The sequence below is a fragment of the Arthrobacter sp. B0490 genome, assembly GCF_002929355.1.
Taxonomy (GTDB): Bacteria; Actinomycetota; Actinomycetes; order Actinomycetales; family Micrococcaceae; genus Arthrobacter_D.
Window position 1 is genome coordinate 144359 of the sequence record NZ_PJIR01000007.1, and the last position, 24717, is coordinate 169075.

Genomic DNA, 24717 nt, shown 5'->3' on the forward strand with positions numbered 1-24717 from the left:
GTCCGCCCGCCGATCAGCACCGGACGGAGGTCAGCGAGCGATGAGCGGGCTCAGCCCGGCGGCGGTGGTCGCGGCGCCCTCGAGTCCGAGGGACTCGAGCCAGTTGCCCAGCATCTGGTAGCCGCCCTCGGTCAGGACCGACTCCGGGTGGAACTGGACGCCGCACAGCGGAGCCGTCCTGTGCTCGAGTCCCATGATGATGCCGCTCGCCGTACGGGCCGTGACGATGAGGTCCGCCGGGACGTCGTCGCTCACCGCCGCCAATGAGTGGTAGCGCGTCGCGGTGACGGGAGACGGCAGGCCGGCGAAGACGCTCGTCGCATCGTGTTCGACCAGGGAGGTCTTGCCGTGCATCAGTTCCGGGGCGTGCGTCACGGTTCCGCCGTAGGCCTCGGCGAGCGCCTGATGGCCCAGGCAGACCCCGAGCATCGGCTTGCCGTGCTCACCGCACCACCTGATGAGGTCCACGCAGACACCGGCTTCGGCGGGTGTGCCGGGACCCGGGGAGATCAGGACCCCGTCGCGGGACGCGGCCATGTCCTGTGCCTCGGTGAGGGTGACGTCGTCGTTCCGGACCACGGTCGTCTCCGCCCCGAGTTCCTGCAGGTAGCCGACCAGCGTGTAGACGAAGCTGTCGTAGTTGTCGACGACGAGGATGCGGGTGGTGTCAGCCATGAGCTACGGGGAACCAATCGTTGAATCTGTGAGCGGGTTGAACTGGGAGACCCAGGGGAACACGAAGAGCATGAGCGCCAGGACGGCCGCGAGCACCAGCATCACGGACAGGATGACGCGCATCCAGAGCGGACCGGGCAGCGCCCGGAAGATCCATCCGTACATCGCCGCTACCCCTGTCCTGCTGCGCGGGCCACGTTCTCCGCGATCTCGGGGGGCGGCCCGGCCCCGATGGGACGCCAGGACTCGAGCACCGAGTACGCAATGATACGCTCCTGGGCGCCGAAGCGCGGATTGCAGCTGGTCAGCGTCAGGATCCTGTCCTCCGGCGTGGCATCGGGTCGGGTGGGAACCGGTGCGATGACGTCCGCGCGATCGGGCAGGACGATCTCGGTGTTGCGGAAGACGTAGGTGTAGTACCCGTCCCGTGTCTGCACGTAGATCCGGTCCCCCGGCATCAGCGTGTGGATCTGGTCGAGGACCTGGCCGTGGGTCTGACGGTGGCCCGCCAGTGCGAAGTTCCCCAGCTCGCCCGGCACACCCGTGCCGGGGTAGTGACCGAGACCGAGGTTGTCCAGCACATCGGTGCCCACGCCGGAGGTGACGGGCCGCGAGTAGCCCTCACCGAAGCGCGGAATGTAGACGACGCCGAAGGTGCCCACGAGGTCCTGCTGCGGGAGGACGACCGGGTCGCCGAAGTCCTCGGGCGCCGCCGGTCCGGCGCCGCCCTGGACGGGATCGGGGGCCGTGATGGGCGGCACATCGGAGAAGAACTGCTCGAGCGCCTGTTCCTGCTTGATGCTCGAGTCGATATTGGTCCACCAGAGCTCCCACCCGACGAACAGCAGCAGCACCACACCTGCGGTGATCAGGAGTTCGCCCAGTACCTGCGCGACGAGCTGGAAGGGCGTACGACGACGGCGCGCCCGTTGCGGGCGTCCCACCCGGGTCTCGGGTGCGGCGTCCATGGTCGATCGGGCCACTGCCGCTCCTGCCCCTGGGAATGCACCGGTAGCCGGCCGATCTTGGCTAGAATCGATCGGAGAACCGGCCGGATGAAAGTCTCCCCACAGGATAGCCTGCGGGGAGGAGCGCGTCGGGGCCGCCACCGAGCTACCGGTGCCACTGACCCCAGTCGCACCCCGTCGAGGAGAATCCGTGCCTGAATCGAAGCCCCGCAAGAGAGCCAGCACCGCCGCGCCTGCCGCGAAGTCGTCGCAGCCTAAGCCGAACCCGGTCTGGTACAAGCCCGTGATGTTCGGGCTGATGATCATCGGCCTGCTGTGGATCATCACGTTCTACATCTCCGAGGCGACCCTCCCCGTCGCCGCCTGGGGATCATGGAACATCCTCGCCGGCTTCGGGATCGCGATCGTCGGCTTCCTCATGACGACACGCTGGCGGTAGGACCGGCAGCTGGTCACCCCGACGGCAGGTGCTCCGAACCGCTCGTCCTGCTGCTTCCGCTCTGTACACATGCTGTGCATGAAGTTATCCACAGATGTGCATGGGATTGTTGATGATTCACGGATTGCCGCGGGATTCCGGGCCCCGCTTATCCACAGGTGTGGAATTACATGTGTGTAAGTTATCCCCCGTGTGGATAAGGGGTGTGGACAACGACGAAGGAGCCGGTACCCGGGTACCGGCTCCTTCGTCGTTCGGGCAGTCCTAGACGGGGAGCCGGGAGACGCCCACGAGGGTCAGCAGGGCCAGCAGGACGACGACGCCGCCCAGACCGAGCATCTGTGTCCGCACCTGCCGTTTCCCGCGCGGGGCATACGCGATGGCCGCAGCACATGCTGCACCGGCCACGAGACCGCCGACGTGCGCCTGCCAGGCGATGCCGGGCACCACGAAGCCGAGCACCGCGTTGATCGCGATCAGGACGACGATCTGGCGGACGTCGCCGCCACGCTTCCGCTGGACGATGAACAGCGCTCCGAACAGTCCGAACACGGCGCCGGACGCGCCGACCACGCCCTGGAGCGGGTTGTCGCTCAGGAGCAGGACCCCGATGGACCCGCCGACGGCCGAGATGAGGTACAGGGCCAGGAACCGTGCCCGTCCCATCGCGGGCTCGAGCACCTTGCCGAGGATGTAGAGCGCGTACATGTTGAACGCGATGTGCAGGAACGAGTTCTGCGAGTGGAGGAACGCGGCCGTGAGCATCCGCCACGGTTCGGGGGGGATCACACCCCCTGCGCCTGCGGTGAACACCGGAGCGTAGGTGAAGGCCCGGGTGATCCCCGGGATCACGAGTTGCAGGAGGAACACCACCACGCAGATGCCGATGAGCGTGTAGGTGACCACGGGGGTGTCCCCGCGCGAGACGCCGCCGAACGCGTTCTTCCGGGTCGGGGTGTTGGCAGCCTGTTCGCGGACGCAGTCCACACACTGGAACCCGACCGCGGCAGGACGCTGGCATTCCGCGCATGCAGGGCGTCCGCACCGCTGGCACCTCACATAGCTGACGCGGTCGGTGTGCCGGGGGCAGACCGGGGCCTCCTGCCTGCCGGCGTCGGGCGCGGGGACACCGTAGGACATTCGGTTAGAGCTGTTCCACGGTGATGCTGTCGATCACGACGTCGTCGAGGGGCTTGTCCCTCATGTCGGTGGCGATGGCGTTGAGCTTGTCGACCACCTTGCGGGATTCCTCGTCGGTGACGTCGCCGAAGATGGTGTGCTTGCCCTGCAGCCACGTGGTGGGGACGGACGTGATGAAGAACTGCGACCCGTTGGTGCCGCGTCCGCTCTGGAGGCCTGCGTTGGCCATGGCCAGCTTGTAGGGCTCGGTGAACGTGAGGTCGGGGTTGATCTCGTCGTCGAACTTGTAGCCCGGACCGCCGATGCCCTGGCCGAGGGGGTCCCCACCCTGGATCATGAAGTCCTTGATGATCCGGTGGAACACGGTGCCGTTGTAGAGGGGTGCGTTGCTCTCCTCGCCGGTCTGCGGATGGGTCCACGTGATCTCGCCCGTCGCGAGGCCCACGAAGTTCTTGACCGTCTTCGGGGCATGGTTGCCGAAGAGATTGATCTCGATATCGCCCTGGTTGGTGTGGATGGTCGCTTTTGCTGTCGGAATAGCAGTCATCCGCCCATTCTTCCACGCGCCTCCTGACAATAAGCTGGAGGGGTCCCATTCCGCGCACAGTGAAACGTTCCCCCGGAACCGCCCCTGCGCCCGGCACGGATAGCACCCTCCGCGCATGCCACGTAGGCTGATCAAAACGAGCAACCACCCCTGGAGGTATTTGTGAAGAAGAACCAACGCGCCACCCACCAACTCGAAGAAGGCGTCGCTCTCGGGTTGGCAGCCGCCGCCGGACTGGCCGCCGCCCGCGAATGGGCGACGCCGCGTGTCGACGCCGCGTACGGCTGGGCGAAGCCGCGGTGGGAGAAGGGCCTCGAGACCGCCAGGCCGGCCCTGCAGGACACGGTCCGCAAGGCCACCGAGGGACTCGCCGGAGGGGTCGCCGTCGTCACCCCCCTGATCCAGGAGAGCATCGACACGGTGGGGTCCCGGATCACCCAGGTGATCGACGAGACCACCCCGAAGATCCAGGGAACCCTCGACAAGGCCACCCCCGCACTGAATACCGCCAAGGGCAAGGTCGTCGACGAGTACCTTCCCGCGCTGTCCACGAGGCTCGGCGACGCCGCGGACACGGCCTCCCGCTCCCTTGCGGCGGCAACCGTGCCGCCCGTCGTGGAGAACGCCGTGATCCGTATGACGGGTGACAAGAAGGCGGTCAAGAACGCCCAGAAGCGCCTGGTCGCCGCGACCATGCAGGCGTCGAAGGACCTGAAGAAGAGCCAGGCCCGGAAGTCCGGCAGGGGTTGGCTGATCTTCGGCATCATCGCGGCCGCGATCGTCGCGGGCGTCGCCGCGTGGCGCGCCTCGCAGCCCGTCGAGGACCCCTGGAAGACCCCCGCCCCGATCAAGGCCACCGCCGGTCCGGCCTCGACCCAGAAGCCGCAGGATGCCAAGGACACGGTCATCAGCATCAAGGAGGCGGCGGATCGCGCCTCCGCGACGTCCGGCGAGGTCCCCGCGGCCACCGCGACCACGGGCACCCCCTCGGTCTCGGACACGGCGAAGGGCACCGACGGCGCCAAGCACGCCGCAGAGCCCACGGACGACCCCAAGGTCTGACGCCGGTCCTCGACGACAAGGGACCCCCGGCCTGGCGCCGGGGGTCCCTTCGTCTGTCCGGGGGATGCTTCTACGGACATATACGCGAGGGGTACTATTCCCCGCCGAGCACCGGAGGGGGAGCCGGGGCGGTTCCCTCGTCCAGCGGACGGCGTGAGCGGCGCCTCTGCTGGCCCCGGATCACGACGGCGAGCCCCACGAGGATCAGCGCCAGTCCACCGTACGTCCCGGCGGGTAGCGTCTCATCGAGGAACACAGCCGCGAGGATGGCCGCTCCCGGGATCTCGAGCAGGATGATCATCGAGACGACGAGCGGGCTCATCACGGCGAGCAGGTGGTTGAACACCGAATGACCCATGATCTGCGCCAGGAGGGTGACGGCGAGGATCCCGACCCAGGCTGCCGGTGAGAAGCCGGTGATCGGCTGCCGCGTGATGGCGCAGAGCGCCAGCAGGATCACCGCGCAGGCGCCGTAGCACAGCGTCGTGTACGTCCCGGTGGACATGGTGCGGCGGGCGGCGGCGCCGGCCATCTGGTAGACCCCCGCCAGGGCACCGCCCGCGAGGGCCAGCACGTCGCCGAGGAGTGCGTCCGGGGACAGGGAGAGATCGAACCCGGTGATGACGACGACGCCGATGAACGCGACACCCAGCCCGGCCACCACGGCCCGCTGCGGGCGGGAGCCCCGCAGCGCGTCGAACAGCGCGATCCACGCCACCTGCAGGCAGACGAGGGCCGTGGCGGCGGCCACGGAGGTGAGCTTGAGGGCCGTGATGAAGCAGGCGAAGTGCAGGGCGAGGGCGACGGCGGCGACGGCGAGCCTCCGACAGTCGGCTGCGGTGAGGGCCGCGAACTCCGCCCGCTTGGACACGGCGGCCGGCCCTCCCATGAGGAGGGCCCCGAGCAGGTTCCGCCAGAAGGCGATCGCCAGGACGGGCGCAGCGGTCGCAGCCATGATCGGCCCGGAAGCCGAGACCCCGATGACGCCGAGGAGCGAGAGGAAGATGGTCACGCGGCAACCCTATGACACGCCGCACGCGGCCCGGCGCCGGCAGGGCACGGACGGTTAACGCAGGAAGTCCCGGTCGATGACCGGGACTTCCGTTCGGTGGAGGCACGGGGACTCGAACCCCGAACCCCCTGCTTGCAAAGCAGGTGCGCTACCAATTGCGCCATGCCCCCGAATGGACCTCGTCCGGCACGCGTTCACCGGATTCTGCTCCTTGCTAGGCTACGTCGTCCGTCGCGTTGCTCCAGACACCCTTGCTCTTCTCGGAATACTGCCAGCGCTTGTACACGAGGAGACTCGCTGCAGCCGCTGCCGCGATGAGCAACTTCTTCACAACAGTCTCCTTGCAGTCGCCTGCCGGTGGTGGATCCGTGGGCGTACCAGGACTTGAACCTGGGACCTCTTCGTTATCAGCGAAGCGCTCTAACCGCCTGAGCTATACGCCCCGATACCTCTTCGGGCCGAGACACGACTTTACAGTAGTGGCTCGGCATTCTTCAAATCGCCCGGCGGCGCCGAAGGGGCCGGCCTCCTAGTCGTCGGTCAGCGTGACGCCGATACCGCCGACCAGGGTGGACGAGATGTTGTACAGCACCGCGGAGAGCATCGCGAGGGCTGTCAGGAGCACCACGTTCACCACAGCGAGGATGGTCGCGAAGGACAATACCTGCGGCAGGGACGCGAACTGGCGGAGGTCGAACCCGCCGCTCTCCGATCCTGCGATCTCCCGCAGGAGCGCATTGACGCCGTCGAAGATACCCGTCAGGTCCAGGACCGTCCAGATCACGAAGGACGCGACGACGGTCACGATACCGAGCGCCACCGAGAGGAGGAAGGACATCTTGAGGACCGACCAGGGATCCACCTTGCTCACGAGCAGGCGTGCCTTGCGGGCCTTCGCCTTCGGTGCCGGCTTCACGAGTCCGGGTCGCCCCTGCCCGCCTGCGGAGGCGGGGCGCTGCGTGGGACGCGCGGGGGCGTTGACGCGCGGAGGAGCCCCGGGCGTTCGCACTTGTCCGCCGGGCGACCGCGGGTTGGTGTTGGCCGAGCTCACTCAGTACCTCCGTGTTCCGGCGACTCAGCGTCAGGCTCAGCCGTTTCCTCTGTCGACAACCGTACTTCATCCGCTGTGAACTCCGCAGGATCCTCCTGCGGCGTCATCGTGCCGATGACATCGACGTCCGGGCTCGCCTCGGCGGGATCGTCGATGAGTCCCTCCTCGACGGCGACACTCCGCTCGCTGTTGCGGGCGACAGCGATGATGCGGTCGGTCTTGTCGGGCTTCGCGAAGATCACGCCCATGGTGTCCCGGCCCTTCGCGGGCACGCCGGCGACGGCGGAGCGGACGACCTTCCCGCCGCCCATGACGACGAGCACCTCGTCCTCCTCCTGGACGACGAGGGCACCCACGAGATCACCGCGTTCCTCGGCGAGCTTCGCGACCTTGATGCCGAGCCCGCCGCGGCCCTGCACACGGTAGTCGTCGACCTTCGTCCGCTTCGCGAAGCCGCCCTCGGTCACGATGAAGACGTACGAGTCGTCGGTGACCACGTTGGCCGCGAGCAGTTCGTCGTCGTGGCGGAATTTCATGCCCGTCACGCCGGACGTCGCGCGGCCCATGGGGCGCAGGGCGTCGTCGTCCGCCGTGAAGCGCAGCGACTGTCCCTTGCGGGAGACGAGCATGATGTCGTCCTCGCTGGAGACCAGCTGCGCGGAGACGAGCTCGTCGTTGTCCCTGAGGTTGATCGCGATCACCCCGGCCGTCCGGTTGGTGTCGTAGTCCTCCAGGCGCGTCTTCTTGACCAGCCCGCGCTTCGTGGCGAGCACGAGGAACGGTGACTGCTGGTAGTCGCGCAGGTCGAGGACCTGCGCGATGGTCTCGTCGGGCTGGAAGGCGAGCAGGTTCGCGACGTGCTGGCCCTTGGCGTCGCGTGCCGCCTCCACGAGCTCGTACGCCTTCGCGCGGTACACCCGGCCGAGGTTGGTGAAGAACAGCAGCCAGTGGTGGGTGGTGGTCACGAAGAAGTGCTCGACGACGTCGTCGCCGCGCAGCTGGGCGCCCTTGATGCCCTTGCCACCGCGTGCCTGCTGGCGGTAGTTGTCGCTGCGGGTGCGCTTGACGTATCCGCCGCGGGTGATGGTGACGACCATCTCCTCCTCGGGGATCAGGTCCTCCATGCTCATGTCGCCGTCGTAGCCCATGAGGATCTCGGTGCGGCGGTCGTCGCCGTACTTCGCGACGATCTCCGCGAGCTCGGTGCTGACGATGCCGCGCTGGACGTCCTCGGAGGCGAGGATGCGGTTGAACTCGGTGATCATGGACTCGAGTTCCGCGTGGCGGTCCTGGATCTTCTGCCGTTCCAGGGCCGCGAGGCGCCGCAGCTGCATGTTCAGGATGGCGGTGGCCTGCAGCTCGTCGATGGACAGCAGCCCCATCAGTCCGTCGCGCGCCTGCTCGGTGGTGGAGGACGCGCGGATCAGGGCGATGACCTCGTCGAGGGCGTCCAGCGCCTTCAGGAGGCCGCGGAGGATGTGGGCCTCCTCCTCCGCCTTACGCAGCCTGTAGCGGGTGCGGCGCACGATGACCTCGAGCTGGTGGGTCACCCAGTGGCGGATGAACGCGTCGAGGCTCAGCGTGCGGGGCACGTCGTCGACGATGGCGAGCATGTTCGCGCTGAAGTTGTCCTGCAGCTGCGTGTGCTTGTAGAGGTTGTTGAGCACCACCTTGGCGACGGCGTCGCGCTTCAGCACGATCACGAGGCGCTGGCCGGTGCGGCCCGAGGTCTCGTCACGCAGGTCGGCGATGCCGCTGACCTTGCCGTCCTTGACCAGTTCGGCGATCTTGATGGCCAGGTTGTCGGGGTTGGCCTGGTAGGGGAGCTCCGTGACGACGAGGCAGGTCCGGTTCTGGATCTCCTCGACGTTGACGACGGCCCGCATGGTGACGGAGCCGCGTCCGGTCCGGTAGGCGTCCTCGATGCCCTTGTGCCCGAGGATCTGCGCGCCGGTGGGGAAGTCGGGTCCCTTGATGCGGACGATCAGGGCCTCGAGCAGTTCCTCCTTCGTGGCGCCGGGGTTCTCCAGGTACCACTGGACACCCTCGGCGACCTCGCGGAGGTTGTGAGGCGGGATGTTGGTGGCCATGCCCACGGCGATGCCGGAGGATCCGTTGACGAGCAGGTTCGGGAAGCGCGACGGCAGGATGGTCGGTTCCTGGTTCTTGCCGTCGTAGTTGTCCTGGAAGTCGACGGTCTCCTCGTCGATGTCCCGCACCATCTCCATGGCGAGCGGGGCCATCTTCGTCTCGGTGTACCGGGGAGCCGCCGCGCCGTCGTTGCCGGGCGAGCCGAAGTTGCCCTGGCCGAGGGCGAGCGGGTAGCGCATGGTCCAGTCCTGGATCAGCCGCACCAGGGCGTCGTAGATCGCGGAGTCGCCGTGCGGGTGGTACTGGCCCATGACCTCACCGACGACACGGGCGCACTTGTTGAAGGAGCGGTCGGGGCGGTAGCCGCCGTCGAACATCGCGTAGAGGACCCGCCGGTGGACGGGCTTCAGGCCGTCGCGGACGTCGGGCAGGGCCCGTCCGACGATGACCGCCATCGCGTAGTCGAGGTAGGACCGCTGCATCTCGGTCTGCAGGTCGACCTGCTCGACGCGGTCCGTCAGGACCTCGCCCTCGATGGGCTCGTCCGGGCCGTTGCCGGTGATGTCGTCACTCATGAATCAGTTCCGTTCGTCATGTCTTGTGCTCTGCGATACCGCGTGACCGAGCCATGGGTGATTCCGGTGGTCCGTGTGGGCGCCCTGACATCTGCGTGGAGCGAGCAGATATCAGGGCGCCGGCAGGATGCCGGAATCGCCCACTAGATATCCAGGAAACGCACGTCCTTCGCGTTCTGCTGGATGAAGTTGCGGCGGGACTCGACGTCCTCGCCCATGAGCACCGAGAACACCTGGTCCGCGGCGGCGGCGTCGTCCATGGTGACCTGGAGCAGCGTGCGGTGGTCGGGGTCCATGGTCGTGTCCCACAGTTCCGTGTAGTCCATCTCGCCGAGGCCCTTGTACCGCTGGATCCCGTTGTCCTTGGGCAGGCGCTGGTTGTTGGCCAGGCCCATCTTGATGACCTCGTCGCGTTCGCGGTCGCTGAACACGTAGTCGTGCTTGGCGTTCGACCACTTGATCCGGTAGAGCGGGGGCTGGGCCAGATACACGAAGCCGTTCTCGATCAGCGGACGCATGTAGCGGAAGAGCAGGGTCAGCAGCAGGGTGGTGATGTGCTGGCCGTCCACGTCGGCATCGGCCATGAGCACGATCTTGTGGTACCGGGCCTTCTCCACGTTGAAGTCCTCGCCGATCCCCGCGCCGAACGCGGTGATCATGGCCTGCACCTCGCTGTTGCCGAGCGCGCGGTCGAGGCGGGCCCGTTCGACGTTCAGGATCTTCCCCCGGAGGGGGAGGATGGCCTGGGTCTCGGGGTTGCGCCCACGGACGGCCGAACCCCCGGCCGAGTCGCCCTCGACGATGTAGATCTCGGACCGTGCGGGGTCCTTGGACTGGCAGTCCTTGAGCTTGCCGGGCATGCCGCCCGATTCCAGGAGCCCCTTGCGGCGCGTGGACTCGCGTGCCTTGCGGGCCGCGAGGCGCGCCTGCGACGCCTGGATGGACTTCCGGATGACGTCGCGGGCGGGCCCGGGGTTGCGTTCCAGCCAGTCGCCGAGCTGGTCGGTGACGACGCGCTGGACGAATCCCTTGACCTCGGAGTTGCCGAGCTTCGTCTTGGTCTGGCCCTCGAACTGCGGTTCGGAGAGCTTCACGGAGATGACCGCCGTCAGGCCCTCGCGGATGTCGTCACCCGTGAGGTTGTCGTCCTTCTCCTTGATGATGTTCTTCTCGCGCGCGTACTTGTTGATCAGCGTGGTCATGGCCGCACGGAAACCCTCTTCGTGGGTGCCACCCTCGTGCGTGTTGATCGTGTTCGCGTACGTGTGCACGCTCTCGGAGTAGGCCGAGGTCCACTGCAGTGCGATCTCGACGGACATGGTCCGGTCCGTGTCCTCGGTCTCGAAGGCGATCACGTCCGGGTGGACGACGTCCACCCGCTTGGACGAGTTGAGGTGGCGGACGTAGTCCAGCAGCCCGTTCTCGTAGAAGTACACCACCGCCCGGTGCTTCGGCTCCCCGTCGGACTCCTGTGCGCTCTCGGCCTCCGTCACTTCGTCGGTCTGCACCGCGTCGACCCGCTCGTCCGTCAGTGTGATGCGCAGTCCCTTGTTGAGGAACGCCATCTGCTGGAATCGCGCGCGGAGCGTCTCGAAGTCGAATTCGGTGCTCTCGAAGATCGTGTCGTCCGGGTAGAACGTCTGCGTGGTGCCCGTCTCCGAGGTCTCCTCACCCTGTTCCAGTTCACCGAACGGCTTGCCACCGTCCCTGAAGGACTGTCGCCAGACGTGCCCCTGACGGCGCACCTCGGTCTCGACGCGCTTGGACAGGGCGTTGACGACGGAGATGCCCACGCCGTGCAGGCCACCCGATACCGCGTACCCGCCGCCGCCGAACTTGCCGCCGGCGTGGAGGATGGTCATGACGACCTCGACGGTCGGCCGCCCCTCGGTGGGGTGCATGTCCACGGGGATACCGCGCCCGTTGTCGACGACCTTGACGCCGCCATCGACCTGGAGCGTGATCTCGATGTGGTCGCAGTACCCGGCCAACGCCTCGTCCACCGAGTTGTCCACCACTTCGTAGACGAGGTGGTGGAGGCCGCGGGGGCCTGTCGATCCGATGTACATGCCCGGCCTCTTGCGGACCGCTTCCAGGCCTTCCAGGACGGTGATCTCACTGGCGCCGTACGCGTGTTCCGTCGCGGCCTCCAGGATCGGGGACTCACCCTCGCCGATCAACACATCACTTGCGTTCAACTCGTTCTCGTGTGCCACAGGCGTAGACGGCTCCTCAGCTGGATAGACCACATGAATCTCCTAGTATTCTACCCTGCGGATGGTTGCGGGAGCGTACCAACCGCCTCTCATCGGCCAATAAACCGGGTCCAGAGCGGATGGTAGGTCCTTCCATGAGGACGGATACGGCGGAGGGACCCCCGATTGCGCTACAGGCCGTCCAGCGGACATGGCATTGCGCTCTCGGCTCACCCGTAGGTGTCGCGCGGACCGCGTCCCTTGACCGTGCGCCCACCCTTGCGCCAGCTCGGCGCGGCCGGCCCGACGACCGAGAGCCGCTTGACCACGCCGGGGCCGAGCTCGGCCTCGAACCTCCGCAGCACGTCCGGTGAGATGAGGCGCAACTGCGTGGCCCACGCGGTCGAGTCGCACCGGACCAGGACGGTGTCCGCGTCGAAACTCTCGGGTACGCAGTGCGCCGCGATGTCCGTCCCGACGATCTCCGCCCACCGGGACAGGACCGATCCGATGGCCACGGGGGATTTCCAGCCGCGCTCGGCGAGCATCCGCGAGAACACGTTGCCCACGCCTTCCGGGTCACGTCCGCCGTAGACCGGTTCGGGCGAGTACCGGCGCCGGGGTGTCTTCCCCGGCTGCTTCGCCGCCGGTCCGCGGGGCGTGCCGCGGGCCTCGGATGCACTGCGCAGCCGGTTGAGGAGAGCCTGGGGTGCATCCTGTTCGGGGAGATCAGGTCGGGACCGGGCCGGACCATCGCCGTCGTCCGTACCGTCCGTGTCCCGGCGGCCCCGCGACTCCGCCTCGCCGGCGTCCGACGGGTCCTCCTCGCGACCCTCAGGCATGTGCCTCTCCCGCAGGGCGGTCCGCGACGCCGTCCCCGTCCTCCCCGACACGACCGGCGTCGTCCGTCGCCCCGGCCAGGGCTCCCGGAATCACGCGGATCTGACGGCCGAGGAGTGCCGCGGGGATGTCGTCACCCACGGCTGCCGTCACCAGCACCTGCTCGGCAGGAGCCACGATGGCGGCGAGGCGCGTGCGTCGCTGCGCGTCAAGTTCGGCGAAGACGTCGTCGAGGATCAGGACCGGATCGCCGCCCGGGGTGTGGTCCTCCTCGAGCAGCAGGTAGTAGGAGGCCAGCCGCAGGGCAAGGGCCATCGACCAGGTCTCGCCGTGGGACGCATATCCCTTGACCGGAGCGCCGCCCAGCAGGAGCCCGAGCTCATCCCGGTGCGGACCCACGAGCGAGAGGCCGCGGTCCAGCTCCTTCCTCCGGTGGCGGAGGAGACCCGCCACGAACAGTTCCGTGAGCGCCGGGAGGTCGAGCTCCCTCAGCCCGTCGGCCGCCCCGGCGTGTGCGGCGTCCGCCGCGTCGTCCATGGGGAGGTCCGTCGAGGACGAGACGCTGGAGACGTAGGTGATGTCGGTGACCTTCGAACCGTCCGTCAGCTCCTGGTAGGCACGCTGGACATGGGGGCGGAGATGATCGACGAGGAGGAGCCGGGCGGACAGCAGCCGCGCCCCGGCCTCGGCGAGGTGCTGGTCCCACACGTCGAGGGTGGCCTCGTGTCCCGTCGAGAACCGCCCGGCGGCCCTCGCCGACTTGAGCAGGGCGTTGCGCTGCTTCAGCACGCGCTCGTAGTCGGCCCGCAGCCCGGACTGGTGCGGCAGCAGGGACACCATGACGTCGTCGAGGTACCGACGCCGTCCCGAGGGATCGCCCTTGACCAGCGACAGGTCCTCGGGAGCGAAGAGGACGGTCTTCAGGATGCCCGCCGCATCCCGCGCACGCACGGGGTTGGCCCTGTTGATGCGGGCACGGTTCGCGGAGTCCGCGTTGATCTCGACCTCGACGCCGGTGCGCTGTGTCCCGCGCACGAACCGGCCGCGGATGATCGCGCGGTCCTCACCGAAACGGATGAGCGGCTTGTCGCTGCTCACGCGGTGCGAGGAGAGGGTGGCGAGGTAGCCGATGGCCTCGACGATGTTCGTCTTGCCCACGCCGTTCGGCCCGACGAAGACCGTGATGCCGGGTTCGATCGCCGTGTCGAGTTGCTCATAGCTCCGGAACCCGGTGAGTGAGAGGTGCTCCACGTACACCGGGACCTGCCTACTCCGGTTTCGGCTGGGCCGGCTTCACCGCGTGGCCGCCGAACTGGTTGCGGAGCGCCGCCACCATCTTCATCGAGGGTGAGTCCTCCTGCCGGGAGGTGAAGCGGGCGAACAGGGCAGCGGTGATGGCGGGGGCCGGCACGGAATTGGCGATGGCTTCCTCCACGGTCCACCGTCCCTCGCCGGAATCCTCGACGAAACCCGCGATCTTCGATAGTCCCGGGTCCTCCTGGAGCGCCTTGACGAGGAGGTCCAGCAGCCAGGACCGCACGACGGTGCCCTTCTGCCAGGCTGCGAACGTGCCGTGGACGTCCTTGACGATGTCCTTGGCCTCGAGCAGTTCGTACCCCTCGGCGTAGGACTGCATGAGTCCGTACTCGATCCCGTTGTGGACCATCTTGGCGTAGTGGCCGGCACCGACGTCCCCTACGTGGACGAAGCTCTCGGCCCGGTCGCCCTCAGGGCGCAGGGCGTCGAAGATCGGCATGGCGCGTTCGACGTCGTCCTGCACACCGCCGGCCATCAGGCCGTAGCCGTTCTCGAGTCCCCAGACCCCGCCCGAGACGCCGCAGTCGAGGAACCGGATGCCCTTCTGTGCGAGCAGGACGGCGTGGATCTGGTCGTCCGTGAACTTCGAATTGCCCCCGTCGATCACCAGGTCGCCCTCGGACAGGATCTCCGAGAGGTCCTTCACCACGGCATCGGTGACCTGACCGGCGGGCACCATCACCCACACGATCCGCGGCGCGGGAAGCGCTGCCACGAGTTCCTCGAGGGTCGGTACATCGGTCCGGTCGGGGTTCCGGTCGAAGCCGGTGACCTCGATCCCCTTCCCTCGGAGACGCTCCCTCATGTTGAATCCCATTTTTCCGAGTCCAACGAGGCCGATGTGCATGAGCTTCTCTTTCTGACGATGTGCCCGGCCGGCGGTCCGGCCGGTCGGGATACCTGGCGGGGCTGCTACTGGTTGGGCAGCCGGACCGGCATCAGCAGGTACCTGTAGTCTTCCCTGTCCTCGCCGGAGGCGTCATCCTGGGCGGAGATGACCGCAGGCTTGGGCGGTGAGGTGAAGGAGAACCGCACGAACGGGCTGCTGAACGCGCCGAGGCCCTCGCTCAGGTAGTGCGGGTTGAACGCGACCGTGATGTCCTCGCCGTCGAGGGTGGCTTCGATGGCCTCCGACGCCTGGGCATCCTCGCCGGTCCCCGCATCGAGGGTGACCTGGCCTTCCTGGAACGCCAGGCGCACCGGGGTGTTCCGCTCGGCGACGAGCGAGACGCGGCGGACGGCCTCGACGAGCGAGCTGGTCTGGACCGTGGCGTGGATGGGGGTCTTGTCCGGGAAGAGCGAGCGGATCTTGGGGTAATCCCCATCGACGAGCAGGGAGGTGGTCCGCCGCCCGCCGGATTCGAAACCGATGAGCTCGGAGTCGTCGGACAGGGCGATGTTCAGGTCACCCGCGCCGCCGAGGGTCTTCGCCACCTCGTTCAGGGTCTTCGCCTTCACGAGCGCACTGGTCGAGATGCCGGGCGTGGACGGCTTCCAGGACACTTCGCGGAGCGCGAGCCGGTAACGGTCCGTGGCCAGGAGTGTGATGAGGTCGTCCTCGATCTCCATGCGGACCCCGGTGAGGATCGGGAGGGTGTCGTCGCGGCTTGCCGCGATGATCACCTGCGACACGGCCTGTGCGAAGGCGTCCCCGTCGACGACGCCGCTCACGGCCGGGAGTTTCGGCAGTTCGGGGTATTCGCCCTCGGGCATGGTGGCGAGATTGAAGCGGCTGTTCCGGCATGTCAGCGTGACCTTCGACCCGTCGGTCGCGACCTCGACCGGTGCGGAGGGCAGACTCCTGCAGATGTCGGCGAGCAGGCGCCCCGAGACGAGGATGGTGCCTTCCTCCAGGACGTCGGCCGCGATCTCGAGACGGGCCGAGATCTCGTAGTCGAAGCTGGCGAGGCTCAGTGTGCCACCCTCTGCCTTGATCAGCAGTCCTGCGAGCACGGGGACGGGAGGTCGCGGGGACAGGGAACGGGCGGTCCAGGACACAGCCTCCGCAAGTACATCCCGTTCAACTCTGAATTTCACGGAGCAGTGCCGCCTTTCGCCAGGTCAAAAAAACAGCCCCCGGCGAATCACCGGCGGATGGTCGGATCGGGTTCGCCCACGGAGTTGTCCGGGCACGGGGAACTACAACCCTACTGGGTGACAGCTTAGCCGCGTACCGGTCCGGCGCAGCAGGACCGGGGGCGATGGAGGACGGACGGGACGTGGAATGTTATCTGACGAACTTTTGAAGTTTAAGGTTCGTAGTGTTAATAACTGCTGTGGATACTGTGGATAAGTGCGCTGATCCCGGGGCTGGGGCCGATCCGGGGTGTGGATAACGTGTGAGGTCGGACGACGGTCGACTGCCGGCGGTTGTGGGCGAAATCCTTGTCATTCTGCGGATCCACAGGTTGGGCGGGGGTTGTCCTCAGGATGAGGGGTGATGTGCCCCTGGTTATCCACAGCTGTGTCCACACCTGTTAATTACAGGCGTGCGATTCGGGTAGTCGCCTCGGTCAGGCTTCGCGCTGCTTGTGCTTGATGCGGTTGGTGAGTTCGGTGACCTGGTTGAAGATCGCCCGCCGCTCCGCCATCAGCTCGCGGATCTTCCGATCGGCATGGATGACCGTCGTGTGGTCGCGGCCGCCCAGCTCCTGCCCGATCTTGGGCAGGGACATGTCCGTGAGCTCCCGGCAGAGGTACATCGCGATCTGCCGCGCAGTCACGAGGGTCCTCGTCCGTGACTTGCTGCAGAGCTCCTCCATGCTGATCTGGAAGTAGTCCGCCGTCTGCGCCATGATCACCGTCGACGTGATCTCCCGGGCACCGTCGTCCGAGATGAGGTCCTTCAGGACCACCTCGGCCAGGTTGACGTCCACGGGCTGCCGGTTGAGGCTGGCGAAGGCGGTCACACGGATCAGCGCGCCCTCGAGTTCGCGGATGTTCGTGGCGATCTTGGACGCGATGTACTCGAGGACGTCGTCCGGTGCGCTCAGGCTGTCGCTGATCGCCTTCTTGCGGAGGATCGCGATGCGCGTCTCCAGTTCGGGCGGCTGGATGTCCGTCAGGAGGCCCCATTCGAAGCGCGACCTCATGCGCTCCTCGAATCCGATGAGCTGCTTGGGTGGCAGGTCCGACGTGATGACCACCTGCTTGTTGTGGTTGTGCAGCGCGTTGAAGGTGTGGAAGAACTCCTCCATGGTCCGGTCCTTGCCGGAGAGGAACTGGATGTCGTCGATGAGCAGGATGTCGACGTTGCGGTAGGTCTGCTTGAAGCTCGATCCCTCGTCGTCGCGGATCGAGTTGATGAAGTCGTTGGTGAATTCCTCGGAGTTCACGTAACGCACGCGGATGCCCGTGTAGAGGTGCCGGGCATAGTGACCGATCGCGTGGAGGAGATGCGTCTTGCCCAGCCCGGAGTCCCCGTAGATGAACAGCGGGTTGTAGGCCTTCGCCGGCGCCTCCGCCACGGCGACCGCGGCGGCGTGGGCGAAGCGGTTCGACGAGCCGATCACGAAGGTGTCGAAGATGTACTTGGGATTGAGCCGGCCGAACTCGTGGGAGTTGCTGGGCGGCGTCGGGGACGGCTTGGTCTCGCCCTTCGGCGCCGGCGATGCCCGCTCGGGTTCCTGCTCGGGTGCTTCCTCCCGCACCGGGGTGAGTTCGGGGTCGATGACGAACGCACACTGGATGTCCTCGCGGAACACGTCGCGCAGCGCCTCGTCGAGGGCTCCCTTGAGCTGGGTCTGCAGGACCTCGCGCGTCAGCTCGTTCGGGACGGCGATGAGCATGGTGGTACCGATGAGTCCCTGGGCCTGGGCCAGCACCATGAATCCCCGCTGGCGGGGCGTCACTCGATCGTCGTGTTCCAGGGTCCGGATGACTTTACGCCAGGAGCTCCCGACGTCATTGACCTCATCTGTACCCACAAAGACCTCTCTTGACTGCACTGCCCGCACTCGGAAAGATCCGTCATCCACAGAGTTGTGCACATGTCGTGGATAAACGGACCGGAGCCAAGACTAGAGGATGAAAACTGCAGAAGATAGCGGACTGACGCGGTACGGGGGCCATCGTGAAGGGTCTCACACGGGTGTCCGAGGGGGGCGTGTAGTGTGTCTCGGGCACCGGTTGTCCACAGGCTGGTGGAAAAAGTGCCCACAGGCTGGTGACAGCGAGTTTGACGCCCCTGAGGCGCGTCCCCTAACGTTATGTAGTCCAACATGTCTGCATTTCGCATGCCATCACAGGTGTTCCCGGGTACTAAGAGGCCTCGGGATGTGACAGCTCCAGCGCGAATGTCGGATGTACACCTTCATCGCGTCAGTCTGTTCTTCCCCCTTGTTGCAATGGGCCGGACGCATCTCAAGATCGTTCTGGAGTAACTACAGTGAGCAAGCGGACTTTTCAGCCGAATAACCGCCGTCGTGCCAAGAAGCACGGTTTCCGTCTTCGCATGCGCACCCGCGCTGGTCGTGCCATCCTGTCGGCACGCCGCGGCAAGGGCCGTACCGAACTCTCGGCATAAGCGGTTCCTCCCACGCCATGCGTCCTCCGGGTGATCGCGTCGGCACCGGGTTCCCTGCCTCGGCAGCCAGGACCCCGTAGTGCTTCCGGTGATCCACAGGGTGCGGACGGCAGCGGATTTTGCACGTATCGTACGTTCCGGCGCCCGCTCAGGGCGCCGGAACGTTGTGCTATACGGCTCCAGGACACCGGTCTCCTCGCCTTCGCGCGTCGGCTTCATCGTCGGCAAGAACGTAGGGAACGCGGTCACGCGCAACCTCGTTAAGAGAAGGCTCCGCCATGTTTCGGCGGAGTGGGTGGCTCTGCACCCCCACGGGTACGACGTCGTCGTCCGCGCGCTCCCCGCAGCGGCGGACAGCGACTGGTCGGGCCTGCGGAAGGATTTCACCGGCTCCCTTGCCGCTGTGGTCCGTAGGCTGGAAGGCTCCGACACGGCGGAAAGGCGAGGCAGAGTATCGTGAAGAGCGTCGCTGCCAGTGCCCTGTCCTTCTCCGTCGGGCTGCCCCGCCTGGCGGCGATCGGCTTGCTGATCGCGTACCGGAAGGTCGTCTCTCCGCTGTACGGGCCGGTATGCCGGTTCTACCCGAGTTGCTCCGCCTACGCACTCGAGGCCGTGACAGTTCACGGTTTCATGCGTGGCACCTTGCTCGCCTCCAGGCGGCTCGTCCGTTGCCACCCGTGGAACGACGGCGGCGTCGACCACGTGCCGGCTGGTTCCAGGGTCTTCCCGGCGGGGAAGACCCCCTCGATTGTTGTGTTGAACCATCCGGTGATCCCGGCCGATGACGAAAGCCGCCCTGCGGCTTGAGGAGCTAACTGATTATGGGTTTTTTTGAGACGATCCTGGCACCGTTCAGGTGGCTCGTGTCGTGGATCATGTTCATGTTCCACGAGGGCTTCACCTTCCTCGGAATGGACCCGGCCTCCGGCTGGACCTGGGTGCTGTCGATCGTCGGGCTCGTCGTCGTCATCCGTGCCGCCCTGATCCCCGTCTTCGTGAAGCAGATCAAGGCGCAGCGCGGGATGCAGGCCCTGCAGCCGGACCTCCGCAAGCTCCAGCAGAAGTACAAGGGCAAGACCGACCAGCTCTCCCGTCAGGCGATGACGCAGGAGCAGATGGCGCTGTACAAGAAGCACGGGACCAACCCGTTCGCTGCGTGCCTGCCCATCCTCATCCAGATGCCGTTCTTCTTCGCGCTCTTCACCGTGTTGAACGGCGTCGCGCGGGCCAGCGAGGAAGGCACCGAGATCGGTGCACTCTCCCCGGAGTCCGTCCGCCAGTTCGACGAAGCAACGATCTTCGGTGCCCCCCTCTCCTCGACCTTCCTCGGCAGCTTCGGCGCCGACGGCAACCTCAGCGTCATCATCCTGTCCCTGCTGATGATCATCGCGATGACCGCGTCGCAGTTCATCACGCAGAAGCAGATCATGGCGAAGAACATGTCGGAGGAGGCCATGCAGAGCCCCTTCATGCGTCAGCAGAAGATCATGCTCTACATCCTTCCGCTGGTGTTCGGTATCGGCGGCATCAACTTCCCGATCGGCGTCCTGGTGTACTGGACCACGACCAACCTCTGGACCATGGTCCAGCAGTTCTACGTGATCCGCAGGATGCCGACCCCCGGGTCGCCCGCTGCCAAGGCGCTGGCGGAGCGGCGCGCGAAGAAGGGGCTGCCTGCGGTTCCGCTGCTCGGTGACCGGAAGACCGAGCCGGCGATCGAGACCGTCCAGGAACAGCGGGTCCAGCGGGTCCAGCCCCAGCGCAAGAAGAGGAAGAAGCGATGACGGTAGACAACGAAGAGCACACTCCCGACCTCGGCGATCCCGAGTCCGACGACGACGTCGCGGCCGGTAGCGAGACGAAGGCTGCACGGCTCGACGAGGAGGGCGACGTCGCCGCGGACTACCTCGAGGAGCTGCTCGACATCGCCGATATCGACGGTGACATCGACATCGAGGTGCGCAGCGGACGTACCTACATCTCCATCGTCTCGGAGGACACGTCCGACACCGGTCTCAGCACGCTGGTCGGTCAGGACGGTGAGGTGCTGGAAGCCCTTCAGGAGTTGACGCGCCTCAGTGTACTGACCGCGACCGATTCGCGTTCGCGCCTCGTACTCGACGTCGACGGCTATCGGGACCGTCGCTCGCGCGAGCTGACGAAGATCGCCCAGGACGCCGTCGCCGACGTGAAGAAGACGGGTGAGGACGTGGCCCTCGCGCCGATGTCGGCCTACGAGCGGAAGATCGTCCATGATGTCGTGGCGGATCTGGGCCTGGTGAGCGAGTCCGAAGGTGAGGGCCCGGCCCGGCACATCGTCGTGTCACCCAGTGATGACTGACCAGTCCCTGCCGACGGTCGCTGCCTTCCCGGAGCCTTCTGCGGAGGAAGCCGTCGCTGCCGAGACCGTCTTCGGATCCCGCCTTCCGCTGGCCCGGGCCTTCGTCGCCCATCTGGCGTCGTCGGGGATCGAGCGTGGTCTGCTGGGTCCGCGGGAGGTGCCCCGCCTGTGGGGCCGGCATGTTCTCAACTGCGCTGTCGTGGCTGATCTGATGCGCAGGGATGCAACCGTCGTGGACGTGGGAAGCGGTGCCGGACTCCCCGGACTGGCAATCGCTGTCGCACGGCCGGATCTCCACCTCCATCTGGTCGAACCCCTCGAGCGGCGGGTGACATGGCTGAACGAGGTCGTCGAGGATCTCTCTCTCACCAACGTGACAGTGCATCGCGGCAGGGCGGAGGAGTTGGTGGGGAGGATCGCCGGGGATTACGTCACGGCCCGGGCGGTATCGGCTCTCTCCACCCTCGCGGGCTGGACCATACCTCTGACGAAGCCGGGCGGGGAGGTCCTCGCGATCAAGGGTCGCAGTGCGGCGGAAGAGATCGAGAAGGCACGGAAGATCATCAGGAAACTCGGTGGTGGCGGCGCCGAGATCGTCACGGCGGGGGTCGGGGTGCTGCAGGAACCGACGACCGTCGTCCGCATCCCGCTGCGTACCGCCTGACGTCCGGGCATCGTGGCGCCAGCGCTGCACCCGATCCCGCGGGGCGCGAACGGCTACCCTTGTACATAACGACGTCTGGCATGTGAGAGTGAGTTACTGAGTGACCATCAAGGACGCCCCCGCGACCGAATCCGATCCCCTGTCGATGTCCGGATCCCCGCTCGCCGTCAGCATCGGCCGTCTTCAACCCGGACAGTTTGTTGACCCGGCGAATATGGGCGTCGTTCCACGTGAAACAACGAGCGCATCCGCCGGCGCCGTCGACGCACCGCCTGCCGGGAAGCAGGCCAAGGGGAAGAACGTCCTCGAGACGATGGACGATTCCTCTCCGCTCGGCCGCGAGCTGGCGAGGGAGACGAAGCGTAGGGAGAAACTGCTGGGCAAGCCCCTTCCCAAGCCGAGCAGTACCCGCATCATGACGATCAGCAACCAGAAGGGTGGCGTCGGCAAGACGACGACGACGGTCAATATCGCTGCAGCGCTCGCTACCGCCGGGCTGCAGGTACTGGTCATCGACATCGACCCCCAGGGAAATGCTTCGACCGCGCTGAACATCGATCACCACGCCGACGTGGACTCGATCTACGACGTGTTGATCGACGATGTGCCGTTGGGGGACGTCGTGGCCCCCTGTCCCGACGTGCCGAACCTGATCTGCGCTCCCGCCACGATTCATCTGGCCGGCGCGGAGATCGAACTGGTATCGCTGGTCGCCCGTGAGCAGCGCCTTCGGCGGGCCATCGATGTGTACGCCAGGACACGTGAGGAGAAGGGTGAACCGCGGCTCGATTTCGTCTTCATCGATTGCCCGCCCAGCCTCGGACTCCTCACCGTCAATGCCTTCGTCGCGGCCAAGGAAGTGCTGATCCCCATCCAGTGCGAGTACTACGCGCTCGAAGGCCTGAGTCAGCTGCTCAAGAACATCGAGATGATCCAGAAGCATCTCAACGCGGACCTGACGGTGTCGACGATCCTGCTGACGATGTACGACGGGCGGACGAACCTCGCCGCGCAGGTGGCTGCCGAGGTCCGCGAGCATTTCCCTCAGCAGGTGCTGAAGGCGGTCGTGCCACGATCGGTGCGGATCTCCGAAGCCCCGAGCTACCAGCAGACCGTCATGACGTACGACCCGTCCTCGAGCGGCGCTCTGTCCTATCAGGAAGCCGCCGCCGAGATCGCCTCGCGTTCATAGCACTGCACCCGGTCCGGCTCGTCCGGCCCGGCCACGAAGAAGTCGTGGTGGAGCTTCGCTCCACCGATCGGAAGGAATGTCATGGCGGAAAAGCGGCGCGGACTGGGGCGAGGGCTCGGGGCACTGATACCGAGCGCCCCACCAGAAGAAGTGGCTCAGCCCGAGCCGGAGCCCGAGCCCGCCCCGCGGCAGCCGGCAGCAGCGTCGGACACCTCCAAGAAGCTGGGCGGTCGACCCGTCGATCTCTTCTTCGAGCGGGTGACCGAAGAGGACGTGGCAGAGCAACCCCGCTCCTACTCGTCGGCGCTCCGCACCGGCATCAACAAGAACGTCCTCGACGCACAAACGAAACGGGTTGGTAAAACCGCTTCGCGCAAGTCCTCCACGTCGGACCCGAGCGCGGAGCCGCCGTCCCGGACGAGGCCGAGTCGTGCGCCCGGTGGCGATTCCTCCGCCGATGATCCGACGAGCCCCGAGGGGGGCCTGTCGTCGATCGGCCCATCGGAGGAGTCGCCGGAGTCAACCGGTCCGCGGCCCGATCCGGAGGACACCCCCGCGGCCGAATCGATCGCCTCTACGGACGCCGCATCCGTTTCACGTGAAACCACCGATATCGCTGCATCGGAGAGCGGCCCGGCGCAGGCGGACTTTGACGGACTTCTGCCGGTGCCGGGAGCAACCTTCGCTGAGCTGCCGCTCGACAGCATCCACCCGAACCGCAAGCAGCCCCGCGTCGAATTCAACGAGGACGAACTGTCGGAGCTGGTGCATTCCATCCGGGAGATCGGGGTCCTGCAGCCGGTCGTCGTGCGACCCTCGCATGAGGGTGGCCAGCCCGCCTACGAGCTGGTCATGGGCGAGCGCCGATGGAGAGCATCACGCGAGGCGGGGATGTCGAGCATCCCGGCGATCATCCGCTCGACCCTCGACGACGATCTCCTGCGGGACGCGCTCCTGGAGAACCTCCATCGGAGCGCCTTGAACCCGTTGGAGGAGGCTGCCGCTTACCAGCAGCTCCTCGACGACTTCGGCTGCTCCCACGACGAACTGGCCGGCCGACTCGGGCGGTCGCGGCCGCAGATCTCCAATACCCTACGCCTGATGAAGTTGCCCCCGTTGGTGCAGCGCCGCGTCGCCGCCGGCGTCCTGAGCGCAGGGCATGCGCGGGCGCTTCTCGGTCTCGGTGATCCCGCCGAGATGGAGAAGCTGGCGCAGCGGATCGTCGCGGAAGGACTGTCGGTCCGCTCCACGGAGGAGATCGTCGCGCTGTCGGGCGGTCTCCGCAGGGCGAGCAAGCCGTCCAGCCCCCGTGACGGGGCGCGTCACGAACGCCTCGACTACCTGGCGACGTCGCTGTCCGATCGGTTGGACACCAACGTGAAGATCACCTTGGGAGCCAAGAAGGGCCGCGTCAGTATCGAGTTCGCGAGCGTCGACGACCTGAACAGGATCGTCGGCGTTCTCTCGCCGGCAAAAGACTGAGGACCCGACATCGGAGGGCCGTGTTCCACGTGGAACACGGCCCTTCCTGGTTCCATCAATGGCGGGCTGATCATCGGAGACCTGATCGTGGCCTCGTGGGACGGCACGGCAGCGTTCGACCTGCCGATCTGCGGAGGCCTTCTCCATTGCGATCGAGCCCCGCTCGGTAGGTATTGCGTGGGCCTGCGAGCGATCGCGGCCGCAGAAGGAACGCCGAGCATCCGCTGACGCCGAAGCGAGGATCTCCGCCCATCCGCCACCGGGAGATCGGGGCTTCCGCTGGCACATGTCACCTGGTGTCGCGCACGGGGCCCGCTTTTCACGTGGATCATAGGCCGCCGCTGCCCGGTACTAGGCCGGAGGCGCGCGATGAAGTCTGTTCCTGGGTTGTACCCGTTACACTTGCTGTTCCTCGGCCGTGCCGTCTCCCGATATCCGAACGTTCCACGTGAAACATCCCACCGTATCGCTGCTCCTCGATCCCAGCGCCGGGATCTGGCTACGCGCTGAGCAGGACGTCGAGGCTGGAGACGGGGATGTGCAACGAGGGCGCGAGGAGCCCCGCATCTGCCGGACGATCAGCAATATGCCCGTCCGAGGA

25 protein-coding genes and 2 tRNA genes are annotated in these 24717 nt (G+C 66.6%); 10 read left to right on the forward strand and 17 right to left on the reverse strand.

Annotated features, from left to right (window positions below; all coding sequences use genetic code 11):
- Positions 1-30 precede the first annotated feature (30 nt).
- From CXQ97_RS12465 to CXQ97_RS12470, 3 genes are read right to left on the reverse strand one after another with little or no spacing between them, the layout of a single operon-like run.
- Positions 31-675, reverse strand: coding sequence for an aminodeoxychorismate/anthranilate synthase component II (locus CXQ97_RS12465; protein WP_104181185.1), 645 nt, complete (start codon positions 673-675; stop codon positions 31-33).
- 3 nt (positions 676-678) lie between these two features.
- Positions 679-840, reverse strand: coding sequence for a hypothetical protein (locus CXQ97_RS19880; RefSeq protein WP_181035064.1), 162 nt, complete (start codon positions 838-840; stop codon positions 679-681).
- A 5-nt stretch (positions 841-845) separates the two neighbouring features.
- Positions 846-1658: a class E sortase gene (locus CXQ97_RS12470; protein ID WP_258062537.1), complete on the reverse strand. Its 813-nt coding sequence runs from the start codon at positions 1656-1658 to the stop codon at positions 846-848.
- Between the two features lie 175 nt (positions 1659-1833).
- Between CXQ97_RS12470 and CXQ97_RS12475 the strand changes: the two genes are divergently transcribed.
- Positions 1834-2082 carry a cell division protein CrgA gene (locus tag CXQ97_RS12475; protein WP_104181187.1) on the forward strand — a complete coding sequence of 83 codons (249 nt, stop codon included), beginning with the start codon at positions 1834-1836 and terminating at the stop codon, positions 2080-2082.
- A gap of 264 nt (positions 2083-2346) precedes the next feature.
- On the opposite strand, the gene CXQ97_RS12480 is transcribed toward CXQ97_RS12475, so the two are convergent.
- Positions 2347-3222, reverse strand: coding sequence for a rhomboid family intramembrane serine protease (locus tag CXQ97_RS12480; protein WP_104181188.1), 876 nt, complete (start codon positions 3220-3222; stop codon positions 2347-2349).
- Positions 3223-3226: 4 nt separating this feature from the next.
- Positions 3227-3769 (reverse strand): peptidylprolyl isomerase, encoded by a 543-nt coding sequence (locus tag CXQ97_RS12485; protein ID WP_104181189.1) that lies wholly within the window; start codon positions 3767-3769, stop codon positions 3227-3229.
- A gap of 162 nt (positions 3770-3931) precedes the next feature.
- Here CXQ97_RS12485 and CXQ97_RS12490 point away from each other — a divergent pair, with 162 nt between their 5' ends.
- Positions 3932-4831 (forward strand): hypothetical protein, encoded by a 900-nt coding sequence (locus CXQ97_RS12490; RefSeq protein WP_104181190.1) that lies wholly within the window; start codon positions 3932-3934, stop codon positions 4829-4831.
- A 94-nt stretch (positions 4832-4925) separates the two neighbouring features.
- Here the strand turns inward: CXQ97_RS12490 and CXQ97_RS12495 are convergent, their stop codons facing one another.
- The 12 genes from CXQ97_RS12495 to dnaA form a co-directional block, all read right to left on the reverse strand.
- Positions 4926-5843 carry a DMT family transporter gene (locus CXQ97_RS12495; protein ID WP_104181191.1) on the reverse strand — a complete coding sequence of 306 codons (918 nt, stop codon included), beginning with the start codon at positions 5841-5843 and terminating at the stop codon, positions 4926-4928.
- 97 nt (positions 5844-5940) lie between these two features.
- A tRNA-Ala gene (locus tag CXQ97_RS12500) sits at positions 5941-6013 on the reverse strand.
- A gap of 44 nt (positions 6014-6057) precedes the next feature.
- A complete protein-coding gene (locus tag CXQ97_RS20085; RefSeq protein WP_219815413.1) occupies positions 6058-6174 on the reverse strand; it encodes a DLW-39 family protein in 117 nt (38 codons plus the stop codon).
- Between the two features lie 38 nt (positions 6175-6212).
- A tRNA-Ile gene (locus CXQ97_RS12505) sits at positions 6213-6286 on the reverse strand.
- Between the two features lie 86 nt (positions 6287-6372).
- On the reverse strand, positions 6373-6894 hold the full coding sequence (locus tag CXQ97_RS12510; RefSeq protein WP_104181192.1) for a DUF3566 domain-containing protein: 522 nt from the start codon (positions 6892-6894) through the stop codon (positions 6373-6375).
- Positions 6891-9560, reverse strand: a complete 2670-nt coding sequence (gene gyrA, locus CXQ97_RS12515; protein ID WP_104181193.1) for a DNA gyrase subunit A — start codon at positions 9558-9560, stop codon at positions 6891-6893. Before gyrA ends, CXQ97_RS12510 begins: the two co-directional genes overlap by 4 nt.
- Positions 9561-9703: 143 nt before the next feature.
- Positions 9704-11716, reverse strand: a complete 2013-nt coding sequence (gene gyrB / locus CXQ97_RS12520; RefSeq protein WP_258062552.1) for a DNA topoisomerase (ATP-hydrolyzing) subunit B — start codon at positions 11714-11716, stop codon at positions 9704-9706.
- Between the two features lie 269 nt (positions 11717-11985).
- A complete protein-coding gene (locus tag CXQ97_RS12525) occupies positions 11986-12597 on the reverse strand; it encodes a DUF721 domain-containing protein (protein WP_104181195.1) in 612 nt (203 codons plus the stop codon).
- Positions 12590-13852 (reverse strand): DNA replication/repair protein RecF, encoded by a 1263-nt coding sequence (gene recF, locus CXQ97_RS12530; protein WP_104181196.1) that lies wholly within the window; start codon positions 13850-13852, stop codon positions 12590-12592. Before recF ends, CXQ97_RS12525 begins: the two co-directional genes overlap by 8 nt.
- A gap of 10 nt (positions 13853-13862) precedes the next feature.
- Positions 13863-14759, reverse strand: a complete 897-nt coding sequence (gene gnd, locus CXQ97_RS12535; RefSeq protein WP_104181197.1) for a phosphogluconate dehydrogenase (NAD(+)-dependent, decarboxylating) — start codon at positions 14757-14759, stop codon at positions 13863-13865.
- Between the two features lie 65 nt (positions 14760-14824).
- Entirely contained in the window at positions 14825-15949 is a 1125-nt protein-coding gene (gene dnaN / locus CXQ97_RS12540) for a DNA polymerase III subunit beta (protein WP_104181198.1), read from the reverse strand.
- 476 nt (positions 15950-16425) lie between these two features.
- A complete protein-coding gene (dnaA, locus tag CXQ97_RS12545) occupies positions 16426-17838 on the reverse strand; it encodes a chromosomal replication initiator protein DnaA (protein ID WP_104181199.1) in 1413 nt (470 codons plus the stop codon).
- A 461-nt stretch (positions 17839-18299) separates the two neighbouring features.
- On the opposite strand from dnaA, the gene rpmH reads away from it, so the two are divergent.
- From rpmH to CXQ97_RS12585, 8 genes are all read left to right on the forward strand, one after another.
- The gene (rpmH, locus tag CXQ97_RS12550; RefSeq protein WP_022892375.1) at positions 18300-18437 is read left to right on the forward strand and encodes a 50S ribosomal protein L34; all 138 of its coding nucleotides are present in this window, start codon (positions 18300-18302) and stop codon (positions 18435-18437) included.
- Between the two features lie 100 nt (positions 18438-18537).
- Positions 18538-18897 carry a ribonuclease P protein component gene (gene rnpA, locus CXQ97_RS12555; RefSeq protein ID WP_258062553.1) on the forward strand — a complete coding sequence of 120 codons (360 nt, stop codon included), beginning with the start codon at positions 18538-18540 and terminating at the stop codon, positions 18895-18897.
- A gap of 38 nt (positions 18898-18935) precedes the next feature.
- Positions 18936-19244 carry a membrane protein insertion efficiency factor YidD gene (gene yidD / locus CXQ97_RS12560; protein ID WP_104181240.1) on the forward strand — a complete coding sequence of 103 codons (309 nt, stop codon included), beginning with the start codon at positions 18936-18938 and terminating at the stop codon, positions 19242-19244.
- A gap of 14 nt (positions 19245-19258) precedes the next feature.
- The gene (gene yidC, locus CXQ97_RS12565; protein ID WP_104181201.1) at positions 19259-20221 is read left to right on the forward strand and encodes a membrane protein insertase YidC; all 963 of its coding nucleotides are present in this window, start codon (positions 19259-19261) and stop codon (positions 20219-20221) included.
- The gene (locus CXQ97_RS12570; protein WP_104181202.1) at positions 20218-20778 is read left to right on the forward strand and encodes a R3H domain-containing nucleic acid-binding protein; all 561 of its coding nucleotides are present in this window, start codon (positions 20218-20220) and stop codon (positions 20776-20778) included. The genes yidC and CXQ97_RS12570 overlap by 4 nt, the downstream gene beginning before the upstream one ends.
- The gene (gene rsmG / locus CXQ97_RS12575) at positions 20771-21442 is read left to right on the forward strand and encodes a 16S rRNA (guanine(527)-N(7))-methyltransferase RsmG (RefSeq protein ID WP_104181241.1); all 672 of its coding nucleotides are present in this window, start codon (positions 20771-20773) and stop codon (positions 21440-21442) included. The genes CXQ97_RS12570 and rsmG overlap by 8 nt, the downstream gene beginning before the upstream one ends.
- Before the next feature lie 100 nt (positions 21443-21542).
- On the forward strand, positions 21543-22634 hold the full coding sequence (locus CXQ97_RS12580; protein WP_306739933.1) for a ParA family protein: 1092 nt from the start codon (positions 21543-21545) through the stop codon (positions 22632-22634).
- Between the two features lie 81 nt (positions 22635-22715).
- Complete coding sequence (locus tag CXQ97_RS12585; protein WP_181035066.1) at positions 22716-24116, forward strand: ParB/RepB/Spo0J family partition protein; 1401 nt, start codon at positions 22716-22718, stop codon at positions 24114-24116.
- Positions 24117-24717: the final 601 nt, after the last annotated feature.

Coding starts and splice junctions, on each gene's coding strand:
- CXQ97_RS12465 (WP_104181185.1), bottom strand. CDS start 675: ATGGCTGACACCACCCGCATCCTCGTCGTCGACAACTACGACAGCTTC.
- gyrA (WP_104181193.1), bottom strand. CDS start 9,560: ATGAGTGACGACATCACCGGCAACGGCCCGGACGAGCCCATCGAGGGC.
- yidC (WP_104181201.1), top strand. CDS start 19,259: ATGGGTTTTTTTGAGACGATCCTGGCACCGTTCAGGTGGCTCGTGTCG.
- CXQ97_RS12485 (WP_104181189.1), bottom strand. CDS start 3,769: ATGACTGCTATTCCGACAGCAAAAGCGACCATCCACACCAACCAGGGC.
- rsmG (WP_104181241.1), top strand. CDS start 20,771: ATGACTGACCAGTCCCTGCCGACGGTCGCTGCCTTCCCGGAGCCTTCT.
- CXQ97_RS12480 (WP_104181188.1), bottom strand. CDS start 3,222: ATGTCCTACGGTGTCCCCGCGCCCGACGCCGGCAGGCAGGAGGCCCCG.
- CXQ97_RS19880 (WP_181035064.1), bottom strand. CDS start 840: ATGTACGGATGGATCTTCCGGGCGCTGCCCGGTCCGCTCTGGATGCGC.
- CXQ97_RS12585 (WP_181035066.1), top strand. CDS start 22,716: ATGGCGGAAAAGCGGCGCGGACTGGGGCGAGGGCTCGGGGCACTGATA.
- CXQ97_RS12525 (WP_104181195.1), bottom strand. CDS start 12,597: ATGCCTGAGGGTCGCGAGGAGGACCCGTCGGACGCCGGCGAGGCGGAG.
- gnd (WP_104181197.1), bottom strand. CDS start 14,759: ATGCACATCGGCCTCGTTGGACTCGGAAAAATGGGATTCAACATGAGG.
- CXQ97_RS12570 (WP_104181202.1), top strand. CDS start 20,218: ATGACGGTAGACAACGAAGAGCACACTCCCGACCTCGGCGATCCCGAG.